Genomic DNA, 25,832 nt, shown 5'->3' on the forward strand with positions numbered 1-25,832 from the left:
GGTCCGGTGGTCGCACGTGCGGCCGCGACGAACGGGGTGGGACATGCAGGTGCTCGTGACCGGAGCGACGGGCTTCGTGGGGTCGGCGCTGGTGCAGGCGCTGGTCGACGGGGGACACCGGGTGCGGGCCATGACGCGCCGCCCCGACGACTACGACGGCCCGGGCACGCCCGTGCAGGGCGACATGGGCGACGAGGCCAGCCTGCGCGAGGCCCTCGCGGGCGTCGACGTGGCCTACTACCTGATCCACTCGCTCTCCTCGAAGGACTTCGAGGAGGAGGACGCCGCCGGCGCCACCGCCTTCAGCGCCGCCGCTGCGGCGCAGGGCGTGGGACGGATCGTCTACCTCGGGGGACTCGGCGACGAGGCCGACGGGCTGTCCCCGCACCTGCGGTCGCGGCGCGAGGTCGAGTCGCTGCTGGGGAGCGACGGCGTGCCCGTCACCGTGCTGCGCGCCGCGGTCGTCGTCGGCCACGGCGGGATCTCGTGGGAGATGACGCGCCAGCTCGTCGACCGGCTGCCGCTGCTCGCCGCCCCGCCGTGGGCCAAGACGCGGACGCAGCCGATCGCCCTGGCCGACGCCGTCACCTACCTCGTCGGTGTGCTCGACGAACCCCGTGCGCGGTGGCGGGTGTTCGAGATCGGCGGTGCCGACGTGCTGACCTACGAGGACATGCTCGTGCGCGCGGCCAAGATCCAGAACGGCGAGGACGTGACCCTCGTGTCCGTGCCGCTGCCCCAGACCGACCTCGTGGACACCGCGGTGGCCCGGGCGTCCTCCCTCGGGCTGGCGGCGTTGACCGAGGTCGACGTCGACACGGCCAAGAACCTCGTCGAGTCGATGAGCACCGAGGTCGTCGTCTCCGACCAGTCGATCCGCGAGCTGGTCGACCTCGAGCCGATGGGCTACGACGAGATGGTCCGCGTCGCACTCGGCGACCGGCTGCGCGAGGGCGAGTCGGCCTGAGCCTGCTACATCTCTTCCTTCGGGCAGTCGGGGATCCCGGAGGTCGAGTGGTAGACGTGGCCGTAGGCGTGGCCGACCGCTCCGGCCGTGCAGAGGAGCGGCCCGAGGGTGTGCTGACAGGTGGGTGCTCTCATGGCGTGCCTCCGTGGGGGATCGTGCCCTTCCCATCGGCAGCCCTTCCCCGAGCCTGAGCCCTCGGGCTCGGGGATCAGCCGACCCGGACCTGCGCGACGGCGATCGGGTGGTCGGTGATGCGACGCACCTCGGAGTCCTCGAGGTAGCCGAAGCCGGTCCACGTCAGCGCCGGTGACCCGAAGATCCAGTCGATGCGGGCGCGCGGCGGGCGGCAGCCACCGACGACCGAGCCTCCGTTGGCCGCGGTGAGGCCGGTGTTGAGGGCGAGGTCGCAGAAGATCTCGCCCTTCTCGTTCATGTCGCCGGTGACGACCACGGGCAGGCCGGTGGTCTGGAGGTCGTGGATCTGCGCGATCAGCAGCGCCGTGGCCGCGTTGCGCTCGCCCTCCGCGTCGCGCTTCGGGCGTCGCGGCGACAGGTGCACGTTGATGAACCACACCTGCTGGCCCGAGGCCTTGTGCTGCAGCAGGACGACCGTCTGGGCGCGCTGCTGCCCGACGAAGGGGATGGTGAACGTCGTCGCCGCCAGGACGTCCCAGGTGTCGACGCGCCACATGATCGCCTGGGGCACCGAGGTCCCACGCTGGCCGAGGGGCGGGTACGACGTGAACGCGCCGCCCGTCGCCGCCATCACGGTCGCCAGCTGGTCGACCTGGATCTCCTGGAGACCGACCACGTCGAAGCCGCGCCGCACCACCAGCTCGCTGGCCCACCGGGCCCGGGTCACCCCGTCGGCCCAGCCGGAGCCGCGGGGGGTGTGGTTGGAGCCCAGCACGTTGAAGGACGCGACGGTGAAGTCGGCCGCCGCCGGCAGCGGTGACGGAGGGAGCGTCGGGAGGGATGCCGGCGGCGGGACGACCTGCTCGAGGAGTGGCTGCTCGACGGGCTCCACGGGTGGCACGACGGGCGGGGTCGGCGGGCTCGCCCGTCGGCCGGAGCGCGAGGTCTGCTCCGTGCGGTCGGCCTCCTCGGCCCTCGCTTCCTGCGCTGCCTGCTCCTGGGCGGGTCGAAGCGTCTTCCCCGTGCCTCCGGGCTCGACCGGGAGGCTGCCGGCGGTCGCGGCGGGGGTCCCCGCCACCGCGAGGACGAGCGCGAGGAGGCACCCGACCGTCGCCGCACGTCGCCCGGCCCCCAGCACAGCCACACCCACCACCATCGTCCTCGGAGCTCTCGTCAGGACAGCGATCGGCCGTGACGGTCGGCACCTGAGCACTCCGAGGTGGGAGAAGGGTGCACGCCGCTGGGGTCGGCGGGCTAGCGTCGGGGTCGCCGTGTCCGTCTGCCTGTCACGTCGCCGGTCCCGAGGAGGTGCCTGTGTCGCGTCGAGAGCCCCACGAGAACGTCGCCACCGTGCTGGTCGACCCGGCGGCGCTGCGCGACCTCGAGCTCGACCTGGTGACGCAGGACCTGTGGGTGTGGCCGGTCGCCACGGCGCCGGTCTACCCCGACGCGCCGCGCGCGGCCTTCCAGCTGCGTCGCCGCATGGTCGAGGCCCGTCGTGGTGCCTGGGACCTGGCCGCCGACTGGACCCCGGTGTGGATCTCGTTCGGTGACGGCTGGCGCCGCGGGGACGACCCGCTGCCCTGGGCCGCGCACGTCGCGCTCTACGACACCCTCGAGCACCACGCCGCCCACGTCCGCTACCGCCGCGGCCTCGGCGGCGTCCCCCGCCTCTCGGTCGCCCGCGAGACCGAGCCTCGCTAGTGGACCCCGACGTGGGCGACGCTCCGGCCCCCGACCGTCCCCTCAACCTGCGCCCCAGCCGTCGTCCGGCCCTGGTGCGGGTGCTCCTGGCGCTGCTGCTCGGCGGCGGCATCCTGGTGGTGCTGGGCGCACCGGTCTGGTTCTTCATGCACTCCTCCGCCACGGGCTGGCAGGAGGACCGTCGCGTCGTCGCCTCGGTCGCTGACGACACCCGGTGTCGCGTCGGGCCGCCCCCGGGCGAGCCGACGACCTGCGCGGGCACCTGGTCCGGCGGAGCCGGTGACGTCAGCAACCGCTACGGCGGTCCGCCGCCCGTGCCCGGCGGGCGGATCGACGCCCGCGAGGTCGGGGACGACCTGGCCCTCACCGGCTACCACCCGGTGCTGCTCGGCTGGGCCCTCGTGGCGCCCTACCTCGCCCTGGTGGGCGCCGGGTCCGCCGCCGTGGCGGTCGTGGGCCTGCGGGTGCTGGACCCGCGTTGGTGGACCTTGCGGACCGACCTGCCCTCAGCCTGATGGGACGGGTCAGGGGGCGGGTCAGGCCGCGCCGGGCGCCGGCGGTGAGCGACCTGTGGGACCGGGGGCGTGATGCGGCCCGCTACGGTCGAGGACGTCGCGACCCACCCGTCCCACCGCTCCTGGAGGCCCCGTGCCCGACCGTCGTGCCCCACGCGGGGTCCGCTCCCTGCCCAGCGCGCTGAGCCGCGGCCGCGAGCGCGTGACCGGAGTCTTCGGGCAGCGCTTCCCGACGGTCGCGGTCACGGGGATGACCGGGGTGGGCAAGACCGAGCTGGTCGACCACCTGTGCGGCCGTCCGTCCGAGAGCGGCACGCCGGAGGCCGGCTCCGCGGTGCTCGAGCGGCGCGTACGCCGAGGTGCCCGCCTGACCGGCTTCCGCTTCCGGGTCGTGCCGGGCGACAACGCCGCAACCCGGCTCGGTGCGCTCGACGACGTCTTCCACGACGACCCCGTCGACGGGGTGCTGCACGTGGTGGCCAACGGTCACGCCACGGGGCGTCGACCGGCCGGCACCAGCGGGCGCGCCGACGTCACCCGCGAGCAGCAGCTGGCCGCCGAGCTCGAGGACTGGACGGTCACGGCCCACCGGATCGCCTCGATGGCCGTGCGCCGGTCGCGGCCCACGTGGCTGGTCGTGGTCGTCACCAAGGTCGACCTCTACGCCGACGACATCGACGCGGTCGTGCGCTCCTACTCACCGGGCAGCGGCACGCCGTTCGGTGACCGGCTCGACGAGCTCCGGGCGCTGGCCGGCGGTGCCAACCTCTCCATCGACGTGCTGCCCGCGTGCAGCCATCTCGACAGCGACGCGGGCGGGGTCACCCGCAAGGACCGCGATCGCTACCTCGCCGCCCTCGAGGCGCGGATGGCGCAGCTGTCCGGGCACGTCTGACGGGGTCGGGCGGCGGTCCGCGCGCGCAGCCTCAGACCTTGGTCGGGATGGCGGTGACGGTGCCGCCGTCGACGACGAACTCCGCGCCGGTGGCGAACGACGACTCGTCGCTGGCGAGGAAGAGCACGAAGGCCGCGACCTCCTCGGGCAGGCCGGGTCGGCCGAGGGGGATCGGGATCAGGTCGACGGGCATCGCGTCGGTGGCCGGGGTGCTGATCCGGCCCGGGTGCAGGGAGTTGACCCGGATGCCGTGCGGGGCCAGCTCGAGCGCCGTGGACTTGGTCAGGCCGGTCAGGCCCCACTTGGAGGCGACGTAGCCATGCGCCCACGGGGTGCCGCGCAGGCCCTCGATGGAGGAGGTGTTGATGATCGAGCCGCCACCTGAGGCGATCATCGCGTCGGCCGCGGCGCGCGTGCCGAGGAACGGGCCGGTGAGGTTGACGTCCAGCATCTGCTGCCAGAGCTCCTGCTGGTAGCGCTGGAGCATCCCGCCGTTGAAGATGCCGGCGTTGTTGAAGAGCACGTCGAGCCGACCGTGCTCCGCGACCGTGAGGGCGACCGCGCTGCGCCAGTCGGCGTCGGAGGTCACGTCGAGGTGCACGTAGCGGGCCGCGTCGCTGCCGTGCGCCGCGCACAGCTCGTCGGCCAGGGCGGCGCCCTCCTCGTCGAGGAGGTCGCCGATGACGACCTTGGCGCCCTCGGCGACCAGCAGCCGGGCGCTGGCGCCACCGATGTTGCGCGCGCCGCCACTGATCAGGGCGACCTTGCCGTCCACACGTCCCATGGCGGGGAAGATAACACCGTTCCGACCAAAAGTAGAACAGGTTACAGTTTCGCGCATGACGATCCGTGTCGCCCAGGTCGCCACCGGCAACGCCGGACGGCTGACGCTGCGCCAGCTCATCACCGACGACCGGTTCGACCTCGTCGCCGTCAGCGTCTCCGACCCCGCCAAGGTCGGTGAGGACGCCGGCACGCTCGCCGGCCTCCAGGTCACGACCGGGATCGCGGCCGTGGCCGACCTCGACGCCGTGATCGCAGCAGCGCCCCAGTGCGTCGTCTACTGCGCGATGGGCGACACGCGCCCGGTCGAGGCCACCAACGACGTACGACGGATCCTCGAGGCCGGCATCGACGTGGTCGGCTCCGCTCCCGGGACGCTGCAGTTCCCCTGGGGCACGATGCCGCAGAAGGTGATCGACAAGGTCGAGGCCTCAGCCCAGGCGGGTGGCGCGAGCGTCTACGTCACCGGCGTCGACCCCGGCTTCGCCAGCGACCTGGTCCCCCTCGCCCTGGCCAGCACCTGCCAACGCATCGAGCAGGTGAAGTGCTACGAGCTCGCCGACTACGCGACCTACGACGGCGCCGAGGTGATGTTCGACCTGATGGGCTTCGGCAAGCCCCTCACCGACACCCCGCTGCTCTTCCTCCCCGGCGTGCTCGGCCTCGCCTGGGGGACCGCGATCCGGATGATGGCCGAGGGGCTCGGCATCGAGGTCGACGAGATCGTCGAGCACTGGGAGGCCGAGCCGGCACCCGAGGGCTACGACATCGCGGCCGGGCGCATCGAGAAGGGCACGATCGCCGCCCTGAAGTTCTCCATCAGCGGCCTGGTCGCCGGCCATCCCGCGATCGTCGTCGAGCACGTCACCCGCACCCGCGACGACCTGCGACCCGACTGGGCCCGCCCCGCTGCGGGCGGCGGCTCCTACCGGGTCGAGATCACCGGCGAGCCGAGCTATGTCGTCGACATCGTGCCCAGCAGCGAGCACGGCGACCACAACCACGCCGCCATCGTCGCCGCCTGCGGCCGCATCGTGAACGCGATCCCCGACGTCCTCGCCGCGCCTCCCGGCATCCGCTCCACCCTCGACCTCCCGCTCCCCACCGGTCGCGGGACGTACGTCGGTCCGCGCCAGGCCTGAGCCTGCTGGGGGACCGGCTCGCTCAGACCGCCTCGCGGTGGTCGAGTGCCCACGCCTGGACCAGCGCGAGGTACTCCTGCGGCGCCTCCATCATCAGCGCGTGGCGCCGGTCGTCGAGCACGTGGCCGCTCCAGTCGCGCCGCCGGGCCAGCACCTGGCGCAGCACCTTGGCGGGCACGAGCGCGTCGGCGGTGCCGCCGAGGATCAGGGTCGGGGCCTCGACGGCGTCGATCGCGCGCAGCACCCGACCGGGCGCGGCCCACAGGGCGGCGATGGAGCGCAGCGCGCTGAGCAGTGCCTTGCGGCGTGACGCGACGACCACCTCGTCGTCGTCGGCGTACTCCTGCGCCATCAGGTCGATGAGCTCCGGGCGCACGCCGTCGGGCTCGGAGAAGATCAGCCGCATCAGGTGCCGGTTGCGTCGCTCGTCGAGCAGCCCACCGGCGCCGACGACGCCCAGCGCGGCTGCCGACACCGACGAGACGGCGATCGGCACCATGCCCTCGAGCGTCGCGCGGGCCGGCACGAGCAGCTTCAGCGGCGAGGTGGGCGGGAGGGCGGGGGAGACCAGCACCAGGCGCGAGACCCGCTCGGGCTGCTGCGCCGCGAGGAGCGTCGCGATCAGTCCGCCCATGGAGTTGCCGTGCAGGGCGAAGGTCGTCCAGCCGAGCGCGTCCGCGACGTCGAGCACGAAGCGCACGTAGCCGGCCACGGTCAGCGGCTCGTCGTCCAGGGCGGTCGTCCGGCCGAAGCCGGGCAGGTCGACGGCCACGACGGGGCCGGTGGCGCTGAGCCCGGTCATCACCTCGACCCAGGTCACGGCCGAGGCGCCGAGCCCGTGCACGAGGAGCTGTGGCTCGCCGGCGGCCACCTCCGGGGTGCCCGCGGCTCGCAGGACGCGCACCTCCCGGCCGCGCACCTCCAGGACGTCGTCGAGCACACCGGGGAAGGCGGGCCCGAGCCCCGCGACAGGTTCCATACCCTCAGTATGCGTACGGGTGCCCTGCCCGACCCCACCCGCGGGGGTGTGGGCGGGCGCGTCGGCCCTCAGTTGCTCAGTCGGGCGCGCAGCAACGACGTGATCGGCCAGGCGCCTGCCGACCAGTTCGAGAGGACCGTCCAGGTGAGCGAGGACGAGGGCTGGTGCAGGCTCACGAACGACACCCCCGCGTCGGCGCCCTCGAGCCACACCGCGTCGCTCGTCTCGTGCAGGTGGAAGCCCAGGCCGTAGCGCTCGGACGCCTCGGGCCAGTCGCTGTGCGGTCGCACCATCTCGGCCACCACGTCCGGGGACACGATCCGGCCGGCGAACAGCGAGCCCCAGAAGGCGCTGAGGTCGGCCGCGGTCGAGTAGAGGCCGCCGTCGCCGCTGCCGACCACCGGGAGGTGCAGCACGTTGGTCCTCAGGCCGTCGCGGTGGAGGTAGCCGACGGCCGCGTGTCCCGGGAGCTCGTCGGAGCGCAGGAACGCACTGTCGCCCATGCCTGCGGGCTCGCAGACGAGCTCACCGACGAGGCGGTGGAAGTCGGTGCCGGTCGACCGCTCGGCCAGCAGTGCGAGGAGCACGTAGCCGCCGTTGTTGTAGGTGAAGCGCTCGCCGGCGCGGGACACGGTGTCGTGCCCGTCCAGCACCGAGAGGTACTGCTCGGTGGTGGCCAGCCGGTGCACAGGGACCGGCATGAGGTAGTCGGTGATGCTGTCGATCGCGTCCTCGTCGAGGTAGTCGCCGATCCCGGACCGGTGCGCCAGCAGGTGTCCGACGGTGACGTCGTCGGCGACCAGGGGCAGGTCGTCGCCGAGCAGGGAGCGAGCGGTCGTCCCGAGCGCGAGCGCCCCGCGCTCGACCAGGGCCATCACGGTCAGGGCCGTCAGGCTCTTGGTCCCGCTCGCGATCCCGAGCTGGGTGTCGAGCGTGTGGGGGATGCGATGGGCCCGGTCGGCGAGGCCGTAGGCGGTGGCGAGCTCGGTCGTGCCGGCGCGGTCGACGCGGACCACGCCGGAGAACCCGGTGCGGCTCGCCGCCTCGTCCACCGACGCCTGGAGGTCCATCGCGCGAGCCTAGCGAGGCTCGGCCCCCGCGGGAGGGTGCGGCCCAGGACGGCGAAGGCCCCCGCCGGAGTGCGGCGGGGGCCTTCTCGCAGGTCGGGGACCTGCGGTGCTTGTGGGCAGGGGCGGGGTCGAACCGCCGACCTATCACTTTTCAGGCGATCGCTCGTACCAACTGAGCTACCTGCCCAAGCGACGCACACCCTACAGGAGCGTCAGGGGACCCACGAAAGCGAGGTCATGACGTGATGCGCGTCACTTCTTGGCCCGTGGAGCGTTGAGCCTGTCATGAGCCAACCGCGCGGGCGCCTCACGACGCTGCTCCCTGTCCTCATGCTCCTCCTGGTGGGCGTCCTGGCCGCCTGCGGTTCTCGGATGAGCCCCGAGACCGTCGCGCAGCTGGAGGGGGGATCCGCCGCACTGCCTGGGCAGGCCGAGGGTGGGACCGTGGTCGGTGCCGCGGGCGCCGACACCACTGGAGGGACGGGAACCTCGCCGCTCCCGGGCGCCCCCGGGTCCGTGCCGGAGGCCGGAGCGCCGGTGGGTGGGACCGACCGCACCGGAGGCGGGGCGAGCGCCGACGGTGGGGCGGCCGCCCCCACGGAGGAGAACGCCCCCGGTGGCGGGGGTGAGGCCGGAGGCTGCGAGGGCTTCACCAACCAGACCGGGATCACCGACAAGACCATCACCATCGCCAACGCCTCCGACATCTCCGGGCCCGTGCCGGGCCTGATGCAGGCCGGCCAGGATGCGGTGCGTGCCTACGCGGCCTACTTCAACTCCACCTCCGACATCTGCGGGCGCAAGCTCGAGGTGCTGCTCCTCGACAGCCGCACCGACGCGGCGGCCGACCAGCTCGCCTACACCAAGGCCTGCGACCAGGCCTTCGCCGCCGTCGGCTCGATGTCGGCCTTCGACTCCGGGGGTGCCGCGACCGCCCAGGCGTGCGGCCTGCCGGACCTCCGTGCCGCCTCGGCCTCCCTCGAGCGCTCGAAGTGCACGACGTGCTTCGGAGCGATGTCGCTCAAGGCCAACGAGTTCGAGAACGCCGTGCCCGACTGGGTCAAGGCGAACTATCCCGACGCCGCGAGGAAGGCGGCCTACGTCTGGATCAACGCCGGTGCCGTGCCCGCCAACGCCAACTACCAGGCCGACGCCATGGAGCAGCGCGGCCTGGACTTCATCGTGCGCCAGGGCATCGACATCTCGGAGTTCAACTACGCGCCCTACGTGCAGGAGCTCAAGGACGCGGGCGTCGAGTACGTCCAGTTCCTCGGCTCCTCGTCGCACTCCGTGCGGATGGCGCAGGCCATGCAGCAGCAGGGCTACAAGCCCGACCTCTTCATGATGTCGCAGCCGATGTACGAGCAGGGCTACATCGCGCAGGCCGGCGCCGCCGCCGAGGACACCCACATCTTCATCACCCACGTGCCCTTCGAGGAGGCCTCGAGCAGCCCCGAGGTCTCGCTCTACCTGGCGTGGCTCCAGCAGGTCGACCCCGGCGCCGAGCCCACGTCGTACGGCCTCTTCGCCTGGTCCGCAGCCCGGCTCTTCGTCGAGCAGGCCACCGCCCTGGGCGGCAAGCTGACCAGGCCCGCGCTGATCGCGAGCCTCAAGCAGGTGACGGACTGGACCGCCAACGACGCCCACGGCCCGCAGAACGTCGGGGCCAAGCGCACCGGGGAGTGCTGGCGCTTCATCAAGGTCGACGGCGGCCGCTGGACGGCGGCAGGCGCACGCGACTACTCCTGCCGCGGCACGACCGTCGTGCCCGAGTGATCCGGCTTTGGAGGCCGCTCGCGCGCGGCCCTATGCTGTCCCGGCAGTCTGGCCCCCATCGTCTAGCGGCCTAGGACGTCGCCCTTTCACGGCGGTAGCACGGGTTCGAATCCCGTTGGGGGTGCTTCACCCGCTCGAAGTCCCTCGATCCGATCCCGGATTGGGAGGTGCCGAGGGGGATGGGTTAGAGTTCCAGCGCTCCGGCAGTGCCGGGCAAATTGCATCATCAAGGCCCCGTAGCGCAGTTGGTTAGCGCGCCGCCCTGTCACGGCGGAGGCCGCGGGTTCGAGTCCCGTCGGGGTCGCAAGAGCAGCAGAGCCAGCACGTCCCGGACCACCAGGTCCGGGACGTGCTGTCATTTCCGGCCGTCGCCCGGGGCCGGGCACAATGACCGGATGCCGATCGAGATGGACCCCGAGCGCTTCGACGCGCTGGTCGACCGCGCGCTCGACGGGATCCCCGAGGAGCTGGCCGCGCTGGTCCACAACGTCGTCGTCCTCGTCGAGGACGAGCCTCCGGCGGACGAGCCGTCCGACCTCCTGGGCCTCTACGACGGCGTCGCGCTGACCGAGCGCGACCACACGATGGGGGTCGAGCTCCCCGACCGGATCTTCATCTTCCGCGGACCCCTGCTCGACATGTGCGCCGACGAGGCCGAGCTCGTCGAGGAGGTGCGCATCACCGTGGTGCACGAGGTCGCCCACCACTTCGGCATCGACGACGAGCGGTTGCACCAGCTCGGCTACGCCTGACCCACCCAGAAGCCGAGCGCGCACGCGCCGAGCGCCACCACGACCGTCAGGGCGGCATAGAGCGCCCCGCGACGCCCCCGGGCGTGCGTCTGCACGGCGAAGGCGCTGTAGGTCGTCAGGCCGCCGCAGAAGCCCGTCCCCAGCAGCGCCAGCAGCTGCTCGTCGAGCGACAGGGCGGTGAAGAGGCCCAGCAGGAACGAGCCGACGACGTTGACCGCGAAGGTGCCGACGGGGAGGTCGCGGTCGAGCAGGTGGCCCAGCAGGAAGCGCAGGGCGGCACCGACGGCGCCGCCGACGGCCACCAGCAGCGCGGTCACCGGTCGCCCTCCTCGGCCGCGAACGCGGCCTGCTCCTCCGGGCGCGACCAGTGCGACGCGACCGTCACGGCCGCGAGCGCGGTCAGGAGCGTCCCCAGCAGGTACGCCGCGGCGAGGGCGGGGCGTCCCTGGTCCAGCAGGCTGCGTCCCTGCTCGGAGGTCGCGGAGAGGGTCGTCCAGCCACCGAGGACGCCCGGCCCGAGGGCGACCGCGAGCGTCCGGGACCGTCGTACGGCAGCGAGGGCGGGGAGCAGGGCCAGCGCGAAGGCCCCGGAGACGTTGATGGCGAAGGTCGTCCACGGGAAGCCGCTGCCGTCGGGGACCGCCTCGCCCACGGCATGGCGCAGCACGGCGCCGACGGCCCCGCCGAGCGCCACCGCCGCGAGAAGGCGCGGCAGCGGGGGAGTCACGAGACGCTAGTCTGCCGGACCTGCTGCGGAGCGGGGTCGCGCCACGGCACGGGGTCCTCGCCGCCGGTCTGACGGACGAACTCACCCAGGAACCACTCCTGGAAGCGCTGCTGCTCGGGGGTGCGGGCCAGCGAGAGCAGGCGCTCCTCGCGGCAGAAGGCGTCGGCGAGGTCGAGCAGCTCGATGAAGCGGCCCACCGTCGTCGCGGCCTCGGTGTCCATCACGACGTGGACGTCGGTGCTGGTCTGGCCGGCCGCGAGGGCGGCCTCGATCTGTCCGGCGCCCATGCCGTCACGCAGGGGCTGCTCCAGGCTGCCGAAGAGGTCGGAGAGATTCTTGGCCAACGGGTAGTCGGACTCGTGAGCCAACGCCAGCAGCCGCACCTCGCGGCGCAGCTCGCGGTAGTGACGCTGGAAGGCGATGTAGGAGGTGAGCGGGACGTCGCGGATGTCGAACTCGATGAGGTCCTGGCCCTCGAGCTGCTCGCGGGGCCCCTCGAGGATGCCGGTGATGGTGCCCTCGGCGCCGTCGCCGTCGGCGAAACCGCTCGCGGGGTTGAACCACACGACCTTGCCGTCGTCCTCGATCTCGGCGCCCCAGGCGTCGGCGCTGCGGGCCACGATGCTCAGGCCACGCCCGAAGGTCAGCAGCAGGTCGTCCTCGTCGATCGGCTCCGCGTTGGACGGAAGCGTCGGCGGTGTCGTGGAGCCGTCACGGACCTCGACGCGCGGGTGCTCCTGGGTGCCGCGCACGCGGACCTGGATCGGGGACGCCCCGTGGAGGAGGGCGTTGGTGACGAGCTCGGAGACGCCGAGCTCGGCGCACTCGACGAGGTCCTCACGGCCGATGTCGACGCACGTCTCGACCACCCAGCGGCGTGCATCTTGCACACCCCTGGGCCCAGTGCCCAAGGACAGGGCTGGCCGGTTCAGCGGCAACGAATTCTCCGACGTCAACAGGACAGGGTGGAGCCATTGTCGGCTGATTACCCCGGGGGTCGCGGCACCAAACCTGATGTCGTTGAAATTTCTTCACTTCGCCCCAGTGGTCCAGCCCTGTGACAGAGACGACGGAAGCCGGGATTGGTCAGCGTTGTTAGGTCACTGGACAATGAACGCGAGGACCCACCGAGCACGGGAGCAGACCATGAGCACCGAGACCAGCAGCGCACGCCACCAGGTCGTGGTGATCGGGTCGGGCTTCGGCGGCCTGTTCGGCACGAAGGCCCTCCGCCGCACCGACGTGGACGTCACGATGGTCGCCAAGACCACCCACCACCTCTTCCAGCCGCTCCTCTACCAGGTTGCCACGGGCATCCTCTCCGAGGGCGAGATCGCACCCCCGACGCGCGAGGTCCTCAGCAGCCAGAAGAACGTCCAGGTCCTCCTGGGCGAGGTCACCGGCATCGACCTCGAGAAGCGCGTGGTGACCTCCCACGTCCTCGGTCGGGAGAACGTTCACCACTACGACTCGCTGATCGTCGCCGCGGGCGCGGGCCAGTCCTACTTCGGCAACGACCAGTTCGCTGAGTACGCCCCCGGCATGAAGAGCATCGATGACGCCCTCGAGCTGCGCGGTCGCATCTTCGGCGCCTTCGAGATGGCCGAGCTCGGCGCCAAGCGCGGCGACAACGTCGACCACCTGCTGACCTTCGTGGTCGTCGGTGCCGGCCCGACCGGTGTGGAGATGGCCGGCCAGATCGCCGAGCTCGCGCACCGCACCCTCAAGCGCGACTTCCGGGCCATCAACACGCGCACCGCCCGCGTCGTGCTCCTCGACGCCGCGCCCCAGGTGCTGCCGCCGTTCGGCAAGAAGCTCGGCGACTGGACCGCGCGCGAGCTCGAGAAGCTCGGCGTCGAGGTGCAGCTCGGTGCCATGGTGACCGACGTCGACGAGCGCGGTCTCGAGGTGAAGTACAAGGACGGCCGCGTCGAGCGGATCAACACCGTCACCAAGATCTGGGCCGCGGGCGTCCAGGCCAGCTCGCTGGGCGCGACCTTGGCCGAGCAGACCGGCGCCCCGCTCGACCGCGCCGGTCGCATCGGCGTCAACCCCGACCTCACGCTGCCCGGCCACCCCGAGGTCTTCGTCGTCGGCGACATGATCGCCCTCGACAACCTCCCCGGGGTCGCGCAGGTCGCCATCCAGGGCGCCAAGTACGCCGCCAAGGAGATCGACAACCGGCTCAAGGGCAAGCCCGCGCAGCCGCCGTTCCGCTACTTCGACAAGGGCTCCATGGCCATCATCAGCCGCTTCCGCGCGGTGGCGATGGTCGGCAAGCTGCGCCTCACCGGAGTCATCGCCTGGCTGATGTGGCTCGCGGTGCACCTCGTCTACATCACGGGCTTCAAGAACCGCGTCACCGCGGTCCTGCACTGGTTCGTCTCCTTCCTGGGACGGGGCCGCTCCGAGCGCACCACGACCGAGCAGCAGATCTTCGCCCGTGCCGCTCTCGGCCGGCTGCGCCGCGGCGCCACCGACCTGGTCTCGGCTCCCGGTGCCTACGACGCCGCACGTGAGATGCTCGACGAGAGTCGTCGCCACGAGCTGGAGATGCAGGCCCTCGAGGAGGCCAGGCTGACCGACGCCGGCGAGCGCGGCGTCAAGACCGGCGAGCGGGTCTGAGTCCCGCCCCGACCGTGGCCTACTCGAAGTAGCTCGGGGTCGGTGCTTCCGGGTCGCGCCCCTCGAGGGCGGCGCGCGCCCAGCGAGGCAGGATGAAGACGCCCTCGGCCTCCACGGTCACGCCCTCGGGGCCGATGATGTGGCCCTTGGCCCAGGTCTTGATGCCCTCGCTGCGGTCGATCCAGGCCTCGGCCCGCAGGTCGCCCAGCGGCGTTCCCTGGCGGTAGGTCAGGGTGAGGGTGCCGGTCATGCCGGGCTTGCCGCCGGCGCCGGCCGCCTCCCCGAGAAGCTGGTCCAGCAGCAGCGCCGAGACGCCGCCGTGCACGAGCCCGGGTGGACCCTCGTAGGCCGCCCCGAGGTGAAAGTCCGACCAGGCCCGTCCGGTGTCGTCGTGGTCGATCACCAGTGGGGGAGCCGCGCCGTTGCGCAGTCCGACGACCGTGTTGCCCCACGGCCGCCCTCGGCCCTCGGCGCCGAACCGCACGCCGTAGGGCCCGTCCAGCTGGCTGGTGCGCAGGCGCGCCACGATCGCCTCGATCTCGCCCTGCGCCCGCCGGATCTCGTCGTCGTCGACCGTGGTGCGGATGGCGGCGTCCACCAGCTCGCGCACCGACTGGGCGAAGGGGCCGTAGAGCGCCTTCTGGCGCTCCACCTCCGCGAGGTCGAGGTCGTCCTTGACGTATCCGCTCACGCCGGCAGTCTAGAACACGTTCCAGTTTCGTGGAGGCACAGAACTCGGTGGCTCGGGACGTCGCCGGTCTGATGGGATGGGGCCATGACGCAGCTCGTCGTCCCCGATGTCCGCTGGCACGCCTCCTGGGCGGCCGCCATGCTCGAGTTCGGCACCGACTACCCGCACGGTTCCGGCCTGGGCGACCCCGCGCCGGCCTACGACGAGCAGGGGTGCGCCGCCTACGCTGCATGGCTGCGCTCGGCGGCCCACACCCCGATCCGCGAGGACTGGGTGCCCTGCTCGTTCTTCTGGATCACCGACGGGACCGAGGTGGTCGGCTTCCTGGCGCTGCGCCACGTGCTCAACGACTGGCTGCTCCAGGAGGGCGGCCACATCGGCTACTCCGTGCGGCCGTCGCGACGTCGCGAGGGCCATGCCTCCCGGGCGCTGGCGCTCTCGCTGGGAGAGGCGGCCGCGATCGGCATCGAGCAGGCGCTGGTGACCTGCGACGAGGACAACGCGGGCTCGCGGGGGACCATCGAGGGCGCCGGCGGGGTCCTCGAGGACTCCCGCAACGGCAAGCGGCGCTACTGGATCGGGACCGGCGAGGTCAGTCGGTCCGCTCCGGCCGGTGACGTCGCAGCACGGTCATGAACTCCGTCGGGTCGACCATGGAGGAGTCGACCACGAACGGCGACATGCCGCGGCGCAGGAAGAGCACCTTCCAACCGCGGCTGCCGGCGGCGCCGACCACCTCGATCGGGGTGTAGGGGCTGTCCAGGTCGAAGACGAAGCGCCCGGCGGAGCCGAGCACCTCGAGCTGACCGCTGGTGACGCTGAGGCGCGGAGCCGACGAACCGGCCCGCAGCGCCCACAGGACCAGGCTGAGCGCGCCGAGGGTGGCCGCGACAGCGACGGTGTTGGTCGTGCGCAGGTCGTAGGCCTCGTAGCCGGCGTAGGCCGTCGCGGCCAGTGAGGCGAGCAGGAGCAGGCCGACCAGGCGTCGGGCGCCGGTGCGGGGCTTGAACACCACCGTGCCGTTGCCGTGCACGGCCGCGTCCGGCGTCCCGGCGTTCACCGGGGCTGCCTGGTTCGCGGGCCGGTTCGCGGGCTGGTTCGCTGGCTGGGTCGTGGGCTGGGGCGTGGCCGGCGGCGCGGGCGACGCCGGGGGGCTGCTGGATCGCACGAGCGTCACCCGGGGCGGGGCGGTCGGCTCCTCGGTGGTGGTCGCCGGCGCCACCGGGCGCAGGCGTCGGGCCAGGCGGGACAGCGGCGAGCTGCTCGACCAGCTCAGCCGCTCCTCCTCCGGTGCTGCGGGGGCCGGTGCGGGAGGTTCCTCGAGGACGACCGAGCCGGCGGGCGCGGTGGTGGCCAGGTGTGCCTCGCGGGCCTCCTCGGCGAGCCGCACGGCCAGGGCCACCTGCTCCGCCTCCAGCGCTGCGTCCGGGGTGGCCGGACCGACGGCCGGCCGGGTCTCGGTGGTCGCACCCTCGCGGTGGGACAGCCACCGGTCGAACAGCTCGCCGGCAGGCTCGCTGCTCGACGGCGTGGGGTCCTCCATGGCAGTCAAAACTACGCCTCCGATCCTGTTCGCGAGGGACTTTGCGCAGGTCGGAGGGGTGGGCGGGCCCAGCGGGTGCTCCGGGTGAGGGTGCTCCGACATGCGACGAGCCCCGGCCTCGGGCCGGGGCTCGTCGTGGGTCGAAGGGCGATCAGCTGGTGTAGTCCTTGACGCACTGGTCGAACTTGTCGTCGCTCTTGAGGATGTTGTCGATGTAGCCGTCGAGGGTGCACTGCACGATCGCCTGGGCGAGGGTGAGGATGTCGTCGACGGGCTCGACCTGGGTCGAGGGCAGCGGAGGGATGGTGACCGAGGGCAGCGGGATCGGGTTCTCCTCGGGGATCGGGAGTCCGCCGCCGTTGCCGCCGCTGTCGCCACCTCCGCCGGTGTCGCCGCCGCCGTTGTCGGGCTCGGGGTCGGTGGTCTCGGGCGCGGTGGGCGTGGTGGACCCGCCGGAGGGCTCGGGCTTGATGTCGGCCTTGGGGCCGTCACCCTGGCCGCCGGAGGCGGGCGGGGTGTAGCCGGGGTCGGGCACGATGTAGCCGGCCGCGGTGGTGGAGTTGGGCACCGAGGTGTAGTCGCCGGACATGTAGTTCTCCATGATGGAGAGCACGAGGTCGACGTAGGACTGGGAGTGGTTGTAGCGGTAGACCGAGGCGCGCTGGCCGGTCAGGGTCGCGAGGTCGTCGTTGCCGGAGCAGAGGTAGACCGCGGTCGCCAGGGCTGCGTCGTCGATGTCCTGGGGGTTGCGCTGGGCGTCGCCGTCGGCGTCGACCCCGACGACCGACCAGGTCGAGGGGATGAACTGCATGGGGCCCACGGCGCGGTCGAAGACCTGGTCGTTGTCGTAGAGGCCGGCGTCGGTGTCGCGGATGACGGCGGTGTTGTTCTTGCCGTTGAGCGCGATGCCGTAGATGCCGGGGGTGGCGATGCCGTCGTTGTCGAGCGCGTTGCCGGCGTAGCGACCGTGGTCGGACTCGACGCGGCCGATGGCGGCAACGAGCTGCCAGGACAGGTTGCAGGTCTTGTCTGCGGAGTTGATCACCGTCTCCGCGCGCTGGTAGGCCGCGAGGGCCGCCGAGGGGATGCCGTTGGTCGAGGAGGTCGCGATGATCTGCGCGGTGTTGCCACCCACGCCGCCGCCGAGCTCGCCACCACTCACGGAGGCCGGTGCCTCGATGGCCTCGGTCGGCACGCTCGTGCCATCGGGCAGCGAGGTGGACTCGGTGGTGGTCGGTGCGGACACCGCAGTGGTCGGACCGACGCCGGCGAGGCTGGCGGTCCAGGCGGCCGACAGCAGCGCGAGCGGCAGAATCGCCGTCGCTTTCTGCGTGCGACCGAAGCGCTTGGCGGACATGGACATCTCCCCTTGAGTTGCAGCCATGCTTCCCACCAGCCGGCTGTGCTAACCCAACGAATCGTGTCACAGCCAAGTTACGGCCGGAGGGGAAAACGTCGCGAAGGAGCGGGGAGGTGGTAGGCGTTACCCATGGTACGCGACCGTGGTGTCCGTCACACGATCCCGCTCAATCGGCGGGCGCGGATGCTGCTCGCTGGGGTCCCTCGGCGACAATGAAACGGTGACCACGGCCGATCCTGCCCCCACGTCCGGCGCTCTCTTCGCGAGGGCCAGGGCCGTCACGCCCGGAGGGGTCAACTCCCCGGTCCGGGCCTTCAACGCGGTCGGTGGCACCCCGCGCTTCATCCGCTCCGCGAGCGGCGCCTGGCTGACCGACGTCGACGGCGTCGACTACGTCGACCTCATCTGCTCGTGGGGTCCGATGCTCCTGGGCCACGCGCACCCCGAGGTCCTGGCGGCCGTGACGGCCGCGGTTGCTCGGGGCACGTCGTACGGCACCCCGACGGAGCCCGAGGTCCTCCTGGCCGAGGAGATCGTCGACCGTACCCCGATCGACAAGGTCCGCTTCGTCTCCTCGGGCACCGAGGCCACCATGTCGGCGATCCGGCTGGCGCGCGGCTTCACCGGTCGCGACGTCGTGGTGAAGTTCGCCGGCTGCTACCACGGGCACGTCGACTCCCTCCTGGCGTCGGCCGGCTCCGGCCTGGCGACGTTCGCGGTGCCAGGGACGCCCGGGGTGCCGGAGTCCTCGACCGCGCTCACGCTGGTCCTGCCCTACAACGACCGGGCGGCCGTCGAGGCCGCCTTCGCCGAGCACGGCGACCGGATCGCCTGCCTGATCACCGAGGCGGCTGCCGGCAACATGGGCGTCGTCCCGCCCGAGCCCGGCTTCAACGGCTTCCTCGCCGACATCTGCACCCGCCACGGCGCGCTCTTCGTCACCGACGAGGTCATGACCGGCTTCCGGGCCTCGCGCACCGGCTACTGGGGCATCGACGGGGCGGTCGAGGGCTGGACCCCCGACCTGATGACCTTCGGCAAGGTGATGGGCGGCGGCTTCCCGGCCGCGGCCTTCGGTGGTCGCGCCGACGTCATGGCCCACCTGGCGCCCGAGGGCCCCGTCTACCAGGCCGGCACCCTCTCCGGGAACCCGATCGCCACCACGGCCGGGCTCACGACGCTGCGCCTGGCCACCGACGAGGTCTACGCCCACATCACGAGCGCGGGCGACGTCATCAAGCAGGCGACCACCGACGCGCTGACCGCCGCCGGCGTGCCGCACGTCGTGCAGGCCGCGGGCACGATGTTCTCCGTCTTCTTCACCGACCCCGCCGACGGCCCTGTCCGGGACTTCGCCGCCGCCTCGCGCACCGACAGCGCGGCCTACGCCGCCTTCTTCCACGCGATGCTGGAGCGACACGTCTACCTCCCGCCATCGGCGTACGAGGCATGGTTCCTGTCCTCCGCCCACGACGACCGGGCGGTCCAGACCGTCCTGGACGCCCTGCCCGACGCCGCGAGCGCGGCCGCAGCCGCCGCCGGAGGAGCCCGATGAGCCAGACCCCCGACACGATCGTCCACCTCATGCGCCACGGCGAGGTGCACAACCCCGACGGCGTGCTCTACGGCCGCCGCGACGGCTTCCACCTCTCCGAGCTCGGCAAGCAGATGGCCGAGAAGGTCGCCGACGCCGTCAAGGACCGCGACATCGTGCACCTGCGGGTCTCGCCCCTGGAGCGCGCGCAGGAGACCGCGGCGCCGCTGGCGCTCGTGCGTGGCCTCGACATCACGACCGACGAGCGCATCATCGAGTCGACCAACGTCTTCGAGGGCAAGCGCTTCGGCCAGGGCGACGGCACGCTGAAGAAGCCGAAGAACTGGAAGTACCTCTACAACCCGTGGAAGCCGTCGTGGGGAGAGCCCTACGCCGACATCGTCGCCCGGATGATGGCCGCGGTCCACGACGCCCGCATCGCGGCGACCGGCCACGAGGCCGTGCTGGTCTCGCACCAGCTGCCGATCTGGACCGCCCGCCTGCACGTCGAGAAGCGCTCCTTCCTCCACGACCCCCGCAAGCGCCAGTGCACCCTGACCTCGCTCACCTCCTTCCACTTCGTGGGCGAGCGGCTGACCCAGGTCTCCTACAGCGAGCCCGCGGGCGACCTGATCCCGACCGGGGACAAGAAGGCGCCGTTCTCCGCCGGGGGAGCCCCCGAGGAGAAGCGGCCCTGACATGACCGCCCCCGCTCCCGTGCCCGCCCGCGCCGCGCGCCCCGTCGTACGACGGGCGGCGATGCTGGCCGTCGTCCTGCTGGTGGTCTCGGGTTGCTCGAGCCTGCGCGGGACCGGTGACGGCGGCTATGTCGAGCAGCCGGGCAGCATCGCGCAGATCGCGGTCGAGGACCGCGACGAGCCGATCGAGCTGGCCGGTGACACGCTCGAGGGCGAGCCGCTCGACGTGGCCGACCTGCGCGGCGAGGTCGTCGTCCTCAACGTGTGGGGATCGTGGTGCCCGCCGTGCCGCACGGAGGTGCCGTTCCTCGTCGAGGCGGACGCCGAGCTCGACGTGCCGTTCGTCGGGGTCAACATCCGCGAGGAGGTCGCGCCGGCGCTGGCCTTCGAGCGGAAGTCGGGCATCGACTACCCCTCGATCCACGACCAGGCGAGCGAGGCGCTGCTGGGCCTGGGCCGCTACGCGCCGCGCTCCCCGCCGGTGACCATCGTGCTCGACCGGGAGGGGCGCGTGGCCGCGGTCGTCTCGGGCGCGCTGACCTCCGCCCTGACGCTGACCGAGCTGGTCGAGGAGGTGCTCGCCGAGGATGGGTGACTGGTTCCAGACCCAGGCCGCGAGCGGCTCCCTCGCCCTGGCCCTGCCCGTCGCGCTGGTCGCGGGGCTGGTGTCGTTCTTCTCGCCGTGCGTGATCCCGCTGCTGCCCGGCTACCTCTCCTACGCCACCGGGCTCTCCGGCGCCGACCTCGCGTCCGGTGAGGGCGAGTCGCACCGCGGCCGGATGTTCGTCGGGTCGGTGCTGTTCGTGCTCGGCTTCGCGCTGGTCTTCGTCAGCATCGGTGCCGCCACGGGGGCGGTCGGCTTCTGGCTGCGCACCTGGCAGCGCGAGATCACCGTCGTGCTGGGGGTGCTCACCATCGTCTTCGGCCTGGCGTTCGCCGGGCTCATCCCGTTCCTCCAGCGCGAGTGGCGGGTGCACAAGGTCCCGGCCGTGGGGCTGGCCGCCGCGCCCTTCCTCGGCATCCTCTTCGGCCTCGGGTGGACGCCCTGCATCGGCCCCACCCTGGGCGCGATCAGCACCCTCTCCATCAACGAGGCGACCGCCGGCCGCGGGGCGCTGCTGGCCGGGGTCTACGCGCTCGGCCTGGGTCTGCCCTTCGTGGTGCTGGGCCTGGCCTACACCCGGGCCCTGGGCGCGATCGCGTTCGTCCGTCGCCACCAGGCCTGGGTCACCCGCATCGGCGGGCTCATGCTGGTCGTGGTCGGCCTCCTGCTCGTGAGCGGGCTCTGGGACAGCGCCGTGACCTGGATCCAGGTCCGGCTGATCAGCGACTTCGAGGTGAGCGTGTGACGACCCGGACCTCGGCTCCCGTCGAGCCACCTCCCGAGACGCCCGAGCGCCGCCTCGGCGAGCTCAACCCGCGCGAGCTCGGACGCTGGCTGTGGCGCCAGCTGACCTCGATGCGCACCGCGCTGATCCTGCTGCTGCTGCTCGCGCTGGCGGCCGTGCCAGGCTCGGTCATCCCGCAGGAGGGCGTCGACTCCCTCAAGACCTCCCGCTGGCAGGCCGACCACCCGACGCTGACGCCGATCTACGAGAAGCTCAGCCTCTTCTCGGTCTACGACTCCCCGTGGTTCAGCGCGATCTACATCCTGCTGATGATCTCGCTGGTCGGCTGCATCATCCCGCGCACGTTCGTCTACCTCCGCGCGATCCGGACGCCCCCGCCGACGGCGCCCCGCAACCTGACCCGCCTGCCCGACCACGCGTCGTACGGCAGCGGCGAGAGCGTCGACGAGGTGCTCCAGCGGGCCCGTGAGGTGCTCCAGGAGCGCGGTTACCGGCTGCGACCTGCTCAGGACGGTGACGACTTCGTCAGCGCCGAGCGCGGCTACCTGCGCGAGGTCGGCAACCTGGTCTTCCACCTCTCGGTCGTGGTGGTGCTGGTGGGCTTCGCGCTCGGCAGCCTTTTCGGCTTCCGCGGCGGCGCGGTGATCGCTGAGGGCTCGACCTTCGCCAACACCATCAGCCAGTACGACGACTTCGAGCCGGGCTCCCTCTTCTCGGCCGACCAGATGGACCCGTTCGTCTTCTCCTTCGACACCTTCGACGTGGAGTGGCAGCGCACCAACCGTGGCGTGCTGGCGCGGGCCTTCAACGCCGGGCTGACCTACACCGACCAGCCCGGCAGCGACGAGCGGTCCTACGACCTGCGGGTCAACCACCCCCTGACCATCGGCGACACCGATGTCTTCCTCATCGGCCACGGCTATGCCCCGGTCATCACGGTGACCGACGGCGAGGGCAACGAGGTCTACAGCGGGCCCACGCCGTTCCTGCCCCAGGACCAGAGCTTCCTGTCCTTCGGCGTCGTGAAGTCGCCCGACGCGCAGCCCGGTCAGATCGGCCTCGAGGGGCTCTTCTACCCGACCTTCGAGCTGGTCGAGGGCAACCCGTTGACGATCTATCCCGACGACCTCAACCCGCTGCTGTCGATGTCGGTCTACACCGGCGACCTCGGCCTCGACGTGCCGACGTCGCAGTCGGTCTACGTGCTCGACAAGGCCAACGCGACGCAGGTGCTCAACGACGAGGGCCAGCCCCTGCGGCTGGACCTGTCGATCGGCGAGACCGCGACGCTCCCCGACGGTCTCGGGACCGTCACCTTCGAGAGCGTCCAGCCGTGGACGCGCATCCAGTTCAGCCAGACGCCCGGCAAGGAGCTCACGTTGCTCGGTGTCGTGCTGGCGCTGATCGGGATGTGCGGCTCGCTGTTCATCCGCCCGCGACGCGTGTGGGTGCGGGCACGGGCCGGCTCCGATGAGGACGGCAGTGCCACCATGGTCGAGGTCGCAGCCCTCGACCGCTCCGGCGGGGGCGACGTCGCCCCGGTGCTGGAGGAGATCGGGGACGAGCGGCGCGCCGCACCACCCCGAGCCGAGGAGAAGCAATGAGCAACACCGCGTGGGAGACCCTCAGCGACCAGGCGATCGCGGTCAGCGGGATCGTCTACTTCCTGGCCCTGCTCGCCCACCTCGTCGAGTGGTCGGCGCTGCGCGGCACCGTGCCGGTCGAGGTGGCGGCCGCCACGGCGTCCACCCGCGCGCGCTCGTCGGAGGGCTCCGTCGCGGTGGCGACGGGCCCGGAGGACGAGGCGGGCGCCGGCACCGGCACCGCCGAGTCCCGGCAGCGCGTCGCCCTCTTCGGTCGCCTGGGGCTGCTGCTCACGATGATCGCGGCCGTGGTGCACCTGACCTCCCTCGTCGGGCGCGGCATGGCCGCCGACCCCAACCGGGTGCCCTGGGGCAACATGTACGAGTTCACCATCTCGGGCACGTTCGTCGTGACCCTGATGTATCTCGTGCTCTACCGCCGATTCTCGCTCGCGTGGATGGCCCCCATCGTCGTCGCCTTCGTGCTCTCGATGCTGATGGTCGCGGTGATCTGGCTGCACAGCGAGGTCACCCCGCTGACCGAGGCGCTCAACTCCTACTGGCTGGTGATCCACGTGGTCTCGGCCGTCATCGCGACCGGCGCGTTCACGCTGGGCGGCATGACCTCGGCGATGTGGCTGCTCAAGAACCGCAAGGGCGACATCGCGACCGGCCCGCTCGCCCGGGTGCCCTCGCTGGCGACCCTGGACCGGGTCTCCTACCGGATCCACGCCTTCGGCTTCCCGGTCTGGACCTTCGCGGTGCTCATCACCGGCCCGATCTGGGCGCACGAGGCCTGGTCGTCCTACTGGAACTGGGACCCCAAGGAGGTGTGGGCCTTCATCACCTGGGTCGTCTACGCCGCCTACCTGCACGCGCGCTCGACCGCGGGGTGGAAGGGCAAGAACGCCGCCATCCTCGCCCTCGTCGGCCTGGCCACCTTGTGGTTCAACTTCATCGGGATCAACTTCTTCTCCACGACCAGCCAGCACTCCTACGCCGAGAGCGCCCCGGCGATCGTGCAGCCGGTCGAGGCGTCGACGCCGAGCCTGTCTGCTCGCTAGCGCCCGTCCTTCGGGGCGAGCCGGCGGGCCGCCTGCCGCGCTACGGCCACGGGGTTGCTCCCGGGGTCGAGCGGCACGGTCAGGTGGTCGAGCAGGATGCCGTTGACCAGGTGGTGCAGCAGCAGGACCAGGTCGGCCCCGCCCGGCAGGCCGCGGGCCTCGTGGAAGGCCACGTCGTCGCGGAGCCCCTGCCGCAGGAAAGGGGTCAGGACCGCCGCGACGTCGGGTGAGCGCGAGGCCTCGAGACGCAGCTCGACGAGCGCCCGTGCGAGGTCCGGCTGGAGGGTCAGTCGCTCGACGACGTACGCCGCGTAGGCCTCCAGCGCCTCCCCGGCCGTGGCCTGCTCGAGCTCGGTCAGGCGGGCAGGGTCGGGGGCGAGCTGCTCGAATGCGCCCTGGGCCATGGCTAGCAGGAGCGCGGCGCGGCTCGGGAAGTAGTTGGAGCAGGTCCCCGGGGGCACCTCGGCCAGCGCGTCGACGGCACGGTGGGTGAGTGCCCGGCTGCCGTGGCGGCCGAGGATCTCCAGCGCCGCTCTCGTGACGTCCGCCCTGCGGCGTGGGTTGGCGACCATGACGCCGATGCTAGGGCAACCACTACGGCTGTTGTACATTGCGTGGGACCCAGAGACCTCACGACGGGAGAAATCAGTGCGCGAGCTCGTCTACTACGTCGCCACCTCGCTCGACGGCTTCATCGCCGACGCGTCCGGCGACTTCTCAACGTTCCCCCAGGACCCGGAGACCCTGGCGGCGCTGTTCGACCGCTATCCCGAGACCTGCCCCGCGCACCTGCGCGAGGCGCTCGGAGTCACGGGTCCAGCGCGTCGCTTCGACACCGTCGTGATGGGGCGCCGCACCCACGCCCCGGCCCTCGACGCGGGGCTCGTGGGCGGGGCCTATCCGCACCTGCGCCAGGTCGTGGTCACGCACCGGGACCTCCCGGCCCCCTCGGGCGTGGAGGTGGTCGCGGGCGACGTCCTCGCCCGGGTCGCCGAGCTGAAGGCCGAGCCCGGCAAGGACGTCTGGCTCTGCGGTGGGGCCGACCTCGCGGGTCAGCTCCTCGACCTGGTGGACGAGATCCAGGTCAAGGTCAACCCGGTCCTGCTCGGGGACGGGATCCCGCTCTTCCGCGGCCTCGGCAGGCCCCGTGAGGTGCGCGCAGTGGCCGTCGAGCCACTGCCGGGCGGGGTCACGCTCGCGACCTACCGGACCGGACGACGCGGCTGAGGCTCAGGCGCCGGTCGGCTCCGGGTCGTCGGGGTCCTTGCGCTTCTCGTTGCGCCGGCGCTTGCGCTCGATCTCGCGCAGGAAGTCCTCGTCGTCGTCGGGCGCGACCATGCGCGGCGGCGGCTGGGGGCGACGCGGACGCTTCACCTGCGGTCGCCCGCCACCGCCCCCGGCGCTGCGCTGCTGCAGGAGGCGGACGACGTAGTAGGTCGCCAAGGCGAACACGACGACGAAGAGCAGGAACTTGAGCACCCCTCCAGAGTAGGCGCTCACTGGTCACGAACTACCCTGATGGGGTGAAGGAGTTCCTCATCTACACCGGCCTGCGCCTCGCCCTCTTCGTCGGATCGTTCGCGATCGTCTTCGGGGTGTGGGCAGCACTGTCCGACCAGGTCAACGTCACGTGGGTCGTCGTGATCGCGTTCGTCGTCAGCGGCATCGGCTCCTACTTCCTCCTCAACCGTCAGCGCGAGGCCTTCGCGCGACGTGTCGAGGTCCGTGCGCGCGCCGCGTCGGCCCGGCTCGAGGAGATGAAGGCGCGCGAGGACGTGGAGGACGCCCAGGACGAGGCGTCCCGCTGATCAGCCGCTGATCAGCCGCTGACGACGAGGGCCGCGGCGACCAGCGCCGCCCAGACCAGCTCGGCGAGACCGGTCTGCTGGAGCACCGGGATGAGCCCGGGACCGGTGGCGCCGCCCATCACGGTGCGCACC

The 25,832-nt window shown here is 72.1% G+C and carries 30 protein-coding genes and 3 tRNA genes; 19 read left to right on the forward strand and 14 right to left on the reverse strand.

All coding sequences use genetic code 11. From position 1 onward, the window contains the following. The first annotated feature begins 43 nt into the window (after positions 1-43). Positions 44-967 carry an NAD(P)H-binding protein gene (locus tag AAG827_RS11995; RefSeq protein ID WP_341926232.1) on the forward strand — a complete coding sequence of 308 codons (924 nt, stop codon included), beginning with the start codon at positions 44-46 and terminating at the stop codon, positions 965-967. Positions 968-972: 5 nt separating this feature from the next. On the opposite strand, the gene AAG827_RS12000 is transcribed toward AAG827_RS11995, so the two are convergent. Both AAG827_RS12000 and AAG827_RS12005 read right to left on the reverse strand, forming a co-directional pair. Next, positions 973-1,101: a hypothetical protein gene (locus AAG827_RS12000; protein ID WP_341926233.1), complete on the reverse strand. Its 129-nt coding sequence runs from the start codon at positions 1,099-1,101 to the stop codon at positions 973-975. Positions 1,102-1,175: 74 nt separating this feature from the next. Next, on the reverse strand, positions 1,176-2,246 hold the full coding sequence (locus tag AAG827_RS12005) for an endonuclease/exonuclease/phosphatase family protein (protein ID WP_341926234.1): 1,071 nt from the start codon (positions 2,244-2,246) through the stop codon (positions 1,176-1,178). A gap of 170 nt (positions 2,247-2,416) precedes the next feature. Here AAG827_RS12005 and AAG827_RS12010 point away from each other — a divergent pair, with 170 nt between their 5' ends. The 3 genes from AAG827_RS12010 to AAG827_RS12020 all read left to right on the forward strand — a co-directional run bounded on the left by AAG827_RS12010 (position 2,417) and on the right by AAG827_RS12020 (position 4,216). Continuing rightward, complete coding sequence (locus AAG827_RS12010) at positions 2,417-2,806, forward strand: hypothetical protein (protein ID WP_341926235.1); 390 nt, start codon at positions 2,417-2,419, stop codon at positions 2,804-2,806. An 11-nt stretch (positions 2,807-2,817) separates the two neighbouring features. After that, positions 2,818-3,321, forward strand: a complete 504-nt coding sequence (locus tag AAG827_RS12015; RefSeq protein WP_341926236.1) for a hypothetical protein — start codon at positions 2,818-2,820, stop codon at positions 3,319-3,321. Between the two features lie 133 nt (positions 3,322-3,454). Further along, on the forward strand, positions 3,455-4,216 hold the full coding sequence (locus AAG827_RS12020) for a GTPase domain-containing protein (protein ID WP_341926238.1): 762 nt from the start codon (positions 3,455-3,457) through the stop codon (positions 4,214-4,216). Between the two features lie 31 nt (positions 4,217-4,247). Here AAG827_RS12020 and AAG827_RS12025 read toward each other — a convergent pair whose 3' ends face one another. After that, positions 4,248-5,000 (reverse strand): SDR family oxidoreductase, encoded by a 753-nt coding sequence (locus tag AAG827_RS12025; protein WP_341926239.1) that lies wholly within the window; start codon positions 4,998-5,000, stop codon positions 4,248-4,250. Positions 5,001-5,055: 55 nt separating this feature from the next. On the opposite strand from AAG827_RS12025, the gene AAG827_RS12030 reads away from it, so the two are divergent. Then, positions 5,056-6,141 (forward strand): diacylglycerol kinase, encoded by a 1,086-nt coding sequence (locus AAG827_RS12030; protein ID WP_341926240.1) that lies wholly within the window; start codon positions 5,056-5,058, stop codon positions 6,139-6,141. 22 nt (positions 6,142-6,163) lie between these two features. Here the strand turns inward: AAG827_RS12030 and AAG827_RS12035 are convergent, their stop codons facing one another. The 3 genes from AAG827_RS12035 to AAG827_RS12045 form a co-directional block, all read right to left on the reverse strand. Then, a complete protein-coding gene (locus AAG827_RS12035; protein ID WP_341926242.1) occupies positions 6,164-7,120 on the reverse strand; it encodes an alpha/beta hydrolase in 957 nt (318 codons plus the stop codon). Between the two features lie 68 nt (positions 7,121-7,188). Further along, positions 7,189-8,190 (reverse strand): serine hydrolase domain-containing protein, encoded by a 1,002-nt coding sequence (locus AAG827_RS12040; RefSeq protein WP_341926244.1) that lies wholly within the window; start codon positions 8,188-8,190, stop codon positions 7,189-7,191. Positions 8,191-8,303: 113 nt separating this feature from the next. Further along, a tRNA-Phe gene (locus AAG827_RS12045) sits at positions 8,304-8,377 on the reverse strand. A gap of 98 nt (positions 8,378-8,475) precedes the next feature. On the opposite strand from AAG827_RS12045, the gene AAG827_RS12050 reads away from it, so the two are divergent. The 4 genes from AAG827_RS12050 to AAG827_RS12065 all read left to right on the forward strand — a co-directional run bounded on the left by AAG827_RS12050 (position 8,476) and on the right by AAG827_RS12065 (position 10,718). Then, a complete protein-coding gene (locus tag AAG827_RS12050; RefSeq protein WP_341926245.1) occupies positions 8,476-9,966 on the forward strand; it encodes an ABC transporter substrate-binding protein in 1,491 nt (496 codons plus the stop codon). 51 nt (positions 9,967-10,017) lie between these two features. Then, positions 10,018-10,090 (forward strand) — tRNA-Glu (locus AAG827_RS12055). A gap of 106 nt (positions 10,091-10,196) precedes the next feature. Next, a tRNA-Asp gene (locus tag AAG827_RS12060) sits at positions 10,197-10,270 on the forward strand. A gap of 91 nt (positions 10,271-10,361) precedes the next feature. Then, positions 10,362-10,718 carry a metallopeptidase family protein gene (locus tag AAG827_RS12065; protein WP_341926246.1) on the forward strand — a complete coding sequence of 119 codons (357 nt, stop codon included), beginning with the start codon at positions 10,362-10,364 and terminating at the stop codon, positions 10,716-10,718. Here AAG827_RS12065 and AAG827_RS12070 read toward each other — a convergent pair. Genes AAG827_RS12070 through AAG827_RS12080 form a run of 3 tightly spaced genes read right to left on the reverse strand, consistent with a single transcriptional unit; the run spans position 10,709 to position 12,314 of the window. Then, positions 10,709-11,035, reverse strand: coding sequence for a CrcB family protein (locus tag AAG827_RS12070; RefSeq protein ID WP_341926247.1), 327 nt, complete (start codon positions 11,033-11,035; stop codon positions 10,709-10,711). The two genes, AAG827_RS12065 and AAG827_RS12070, sit on opposite strands and share 10 nt — an antisense overlap. Beyond that, positions 11,032-11,445: a CrcB family protein gene (locus tag AAG827_RS12075; RefSeq protein WP_341926248.1), complete on the reverse strand. Its 414-nt coding sequence runs from the start codon at positions 11,443-11,445 to the stop codon at positions 11,032-11,034. Before AAG827_RS12075 ends, AAG827_RS12070 begins: the two co-directional genes overlap by 4 nt. After that, positions 11,442-12,314: an ATP-binding protein gene (locus AAG827_RS12080; RefSeq protein WP_341926249.1), complete on the reverse strand. Its 873-nt coding sequence runs from the start codon at positions 12,312-12,314 to the stop codon at positions 11,442-11,444. Before AAG827_RS12080 ends, AAG827_RS12075 begins: the two co-directional genes overlap by 4 nt. A gap of 277 nt (positions 12,315-12,591) precedes the next feature. Here AAG827_RS12080 and AAG827_RS12085 point away from each other — a divergent pair, with 277 nt between their 5' ends. Next, the gene (locus AAG827_RS12085) at positions 12,592-14,070 is read left to right on the forward strand and encodes an NAD(P)/FAD-dependent oxidoreductase (protein ID WP_341926250.1); all 1,479 of its coding nucleotides are present in this window, start codon (positions 12,592-12,594) and stop codon (positions 14,068-14,070) included. Positions 14,071-14,089: 19 nt separating this feature from the next. Here AAG827_RS12085 and AAG827_RS12090 read toward each other — a convergent pair whose 3' ends face one another. Beyond that, positions 14,090-14,761 (reverse strand): PaaI family thioesterase, encoded by a 672-nt coding sequence (locus AAG827_RS12090; RefSeq protein ID WP_341926251.1) that lies wholly within the window; start codon positions 14,759-14,761, stop codon positions 14,090-14,092. Positions 14,762-14,845: 84 nt separating this feature from the next. Between AAG827_RS12090 and AAG827_RS12095 the strand changes: the two genes are divergently transcribed. Beyond that, on the forward strand, positions 14,846-15,397 hold the full coding sequence (locus AAG827_RS12095) for a GNAT family N-acetyltransferase (protein ID WP_341926252.1): 552 nt from the start codon (positions 14,846-14,848) through the stop codon (positions 15,395-15,397). Here AAG827_RS12095 and AAG827_RS12100 read toward each other — a convergent pair. Then, positions 15,354-16,304 (reverse strand): hypothetical protein, encoded by a 951-nt coding sequence (locus AAG827_RS12100; protein WP_341926253.1) that lies wholly within the window; start codon positions 16,302-16,304, stop codon positions 15,354-15,356. The genes AAG827_RS12095 and AAG827_RS12100 overlap by 44 nt on opposite strands. A gap of 151 nt (positions 16,305-16,455) precedes the next feature. Further along, positions 16,456-17,661 carry a lytic transglycosylase domain-containing protein gene (locus AAG827_RS12105; RefSeq protein ID WP_341926254.1) on the reverse strand — a complete coding sequence of 402 codons (1,206 nt, stop codon included), beginning with the start codon at positions 17,659-17,661 and terminating at the stop codon, positions 16,456-16,458. Between the two features lie 223 nt (positions 17,662-17,884). On the opposite strand from AAG827_RS12105, the gene hemL reads away from it, so the two are divergent. From hemL to ccsB, 6 genes are read left to right on the forward strand one after another with little or no spacing between them, the layout of a single operon-like run. After that, positions 17,885-19,219, forward strand: coding sequence for a glutamate-1-semialdehyde 2,1-aminomutase (gene hemL, locus AAG827_RS12110; RefSeq protein WP_341926255.1), 1,335 nt, complete (start codon positions 17,885-17,887; stop codon positions 19,217-19,219). After that, on the forward strand, positions 19,216-19,896 hold the full coding sequence (locus AAG827_RS12115) for a histidine phosphatase family protein (protein WP_341926256.1): 681 nt from the start codon (positions 19,216-19,218) through the stop codon (positions 19,894-19,896). The genes hemL and AAG827_RS12115 overlap by 4 nt, the downstream gene beginning before the upstream one ends. Before the next feature lies 1 nt (position 19,897). Beyond that, the gene (locus AAG827_RS12120) at positions 19,898-20,491 is read left to right on the forward strand and encodes a TlpA disulfide reductase family protein (protein WP_341926257.1); all 594 of its coding nucleotides are present in this window, start codon (positions 19,898-19,900) and stop codon (positions 20,489-20,491) included. Then, positions 20,484-21,245: a cytochrome c biogenesis protein CcdA gene (locus AAG827_RS12125; RefSeq protein ID WP_341926258.1), complete on the forward strand. Its 762-nt coding sequence runs from the start codon at positions 20,484-20,486 to the stop codon at positions 21,243-21,245. The genes AAG827_RS12120 and AAG827_RS12125 overlap by 8 nt, the downstream gene beginning before the upstream one ends. Continuing rightward, on the forward strand, positions 21,242-22,849 hold the full coding sequence (locus tag AAG827_RS12130; protein WP_341926259.1) for a cytochrome c biogenesis protein ResB: 1,608 nt from the start codon (positions 21,242-21,244) through the stop codon (positions 22,847-22,849). The genes AAG827_RS12125 and AAG827_RS12130 overlap by 4 nt, the downstream gene beginning before the upstream one ends. Further along, entirely contained in the window at positions 22,846-23,892 is a 1,047-nt protein-coding gene (gene ccsB / locus AAG827_RS12135; protein WP_341926260.1) for a c-type cytochrome biogenesis protein CcsB, read from the forward strand. Before AAG827_RS12130 ends, ccsB begins: the two co-directional genes overlap by 4 nt. On the opposite strand, the gene AAG827_RS12140 is transcribed toward ccsB, so the two are convergent. Continuing rightward, a complete protein-coding gene (locus AAG827_RS12140) occupies positions 23,889-24,464 on the reverse strand; it encodes a TetR family transcriptional regulator (protein WP_341926261.1) in 576 nt (191 codons plus the stop codon). The genes ccsB and AAG827_RS12140 overlap by 4 nt on opposite strands. 76 nt (positions 24,465-24,540) lie before the next feature. Here AAG827_RS12140 and AAG827_RS12145 point away from each other — a divergent pair, with 76 nt between their 5' ends. Next, positions 24,541-25,119: a dihydrofolate reductase family protein gene (locus tag AAG827_RS12145; protein WP_341926262.1), complete on the forward strand. Its 579-nt coding sequence runs from the start codon at positions 24,541-24,543 to the stop codon at positions 25,117-25,119. A 3-nt stretch (positions 25,120-25,122) separates the two neighbouring features. On the opposite strand, the gene AAG827_RS12150 is transcribed toward AAG827_RS12145, so the two are convergent. Then, positions 25,123-25,371, reverse strand: coding sequence for a hypothetical protein (locus AAG827_RS12150; RefSeq protein ID WP_341926263.1), 249 nt, complete (start codon positions 25,369-25,371; stop codon positions 25,123-25,125). 44 nt (positions 25,372-25,415) lie between these two features. Here AAG827_RS12150 and AAG827_RS12155 point away from each other — a divergent pair, with 44 nt between their 5' ends. Beyond that, positions 25,416-25,700 (forward strand): DUF4229 domain-containing protein, encoded by a 285-nt coding sequence (locus tag AAG827_RS12155; RefSeq protein ID WP_341926264.1) that lies wholly within the window; start codon positions 25,416-25,418, stop codon positions 25,698-25,700. The last annotated feature ends 132 nt before the right edge of the window (positions 25,701-25,832 follow it).

The sequence above is a fragment of the Nocardioides psychrotolerans genome, assembly GCF_943371775.1.
Classification (GTDB): Bacteria; Actinomycetota; Actinomycetes; order Propionibacteriales; family Nocardioidaceae; genus Nocardioides; species Nocardioides psychrotolerans_A.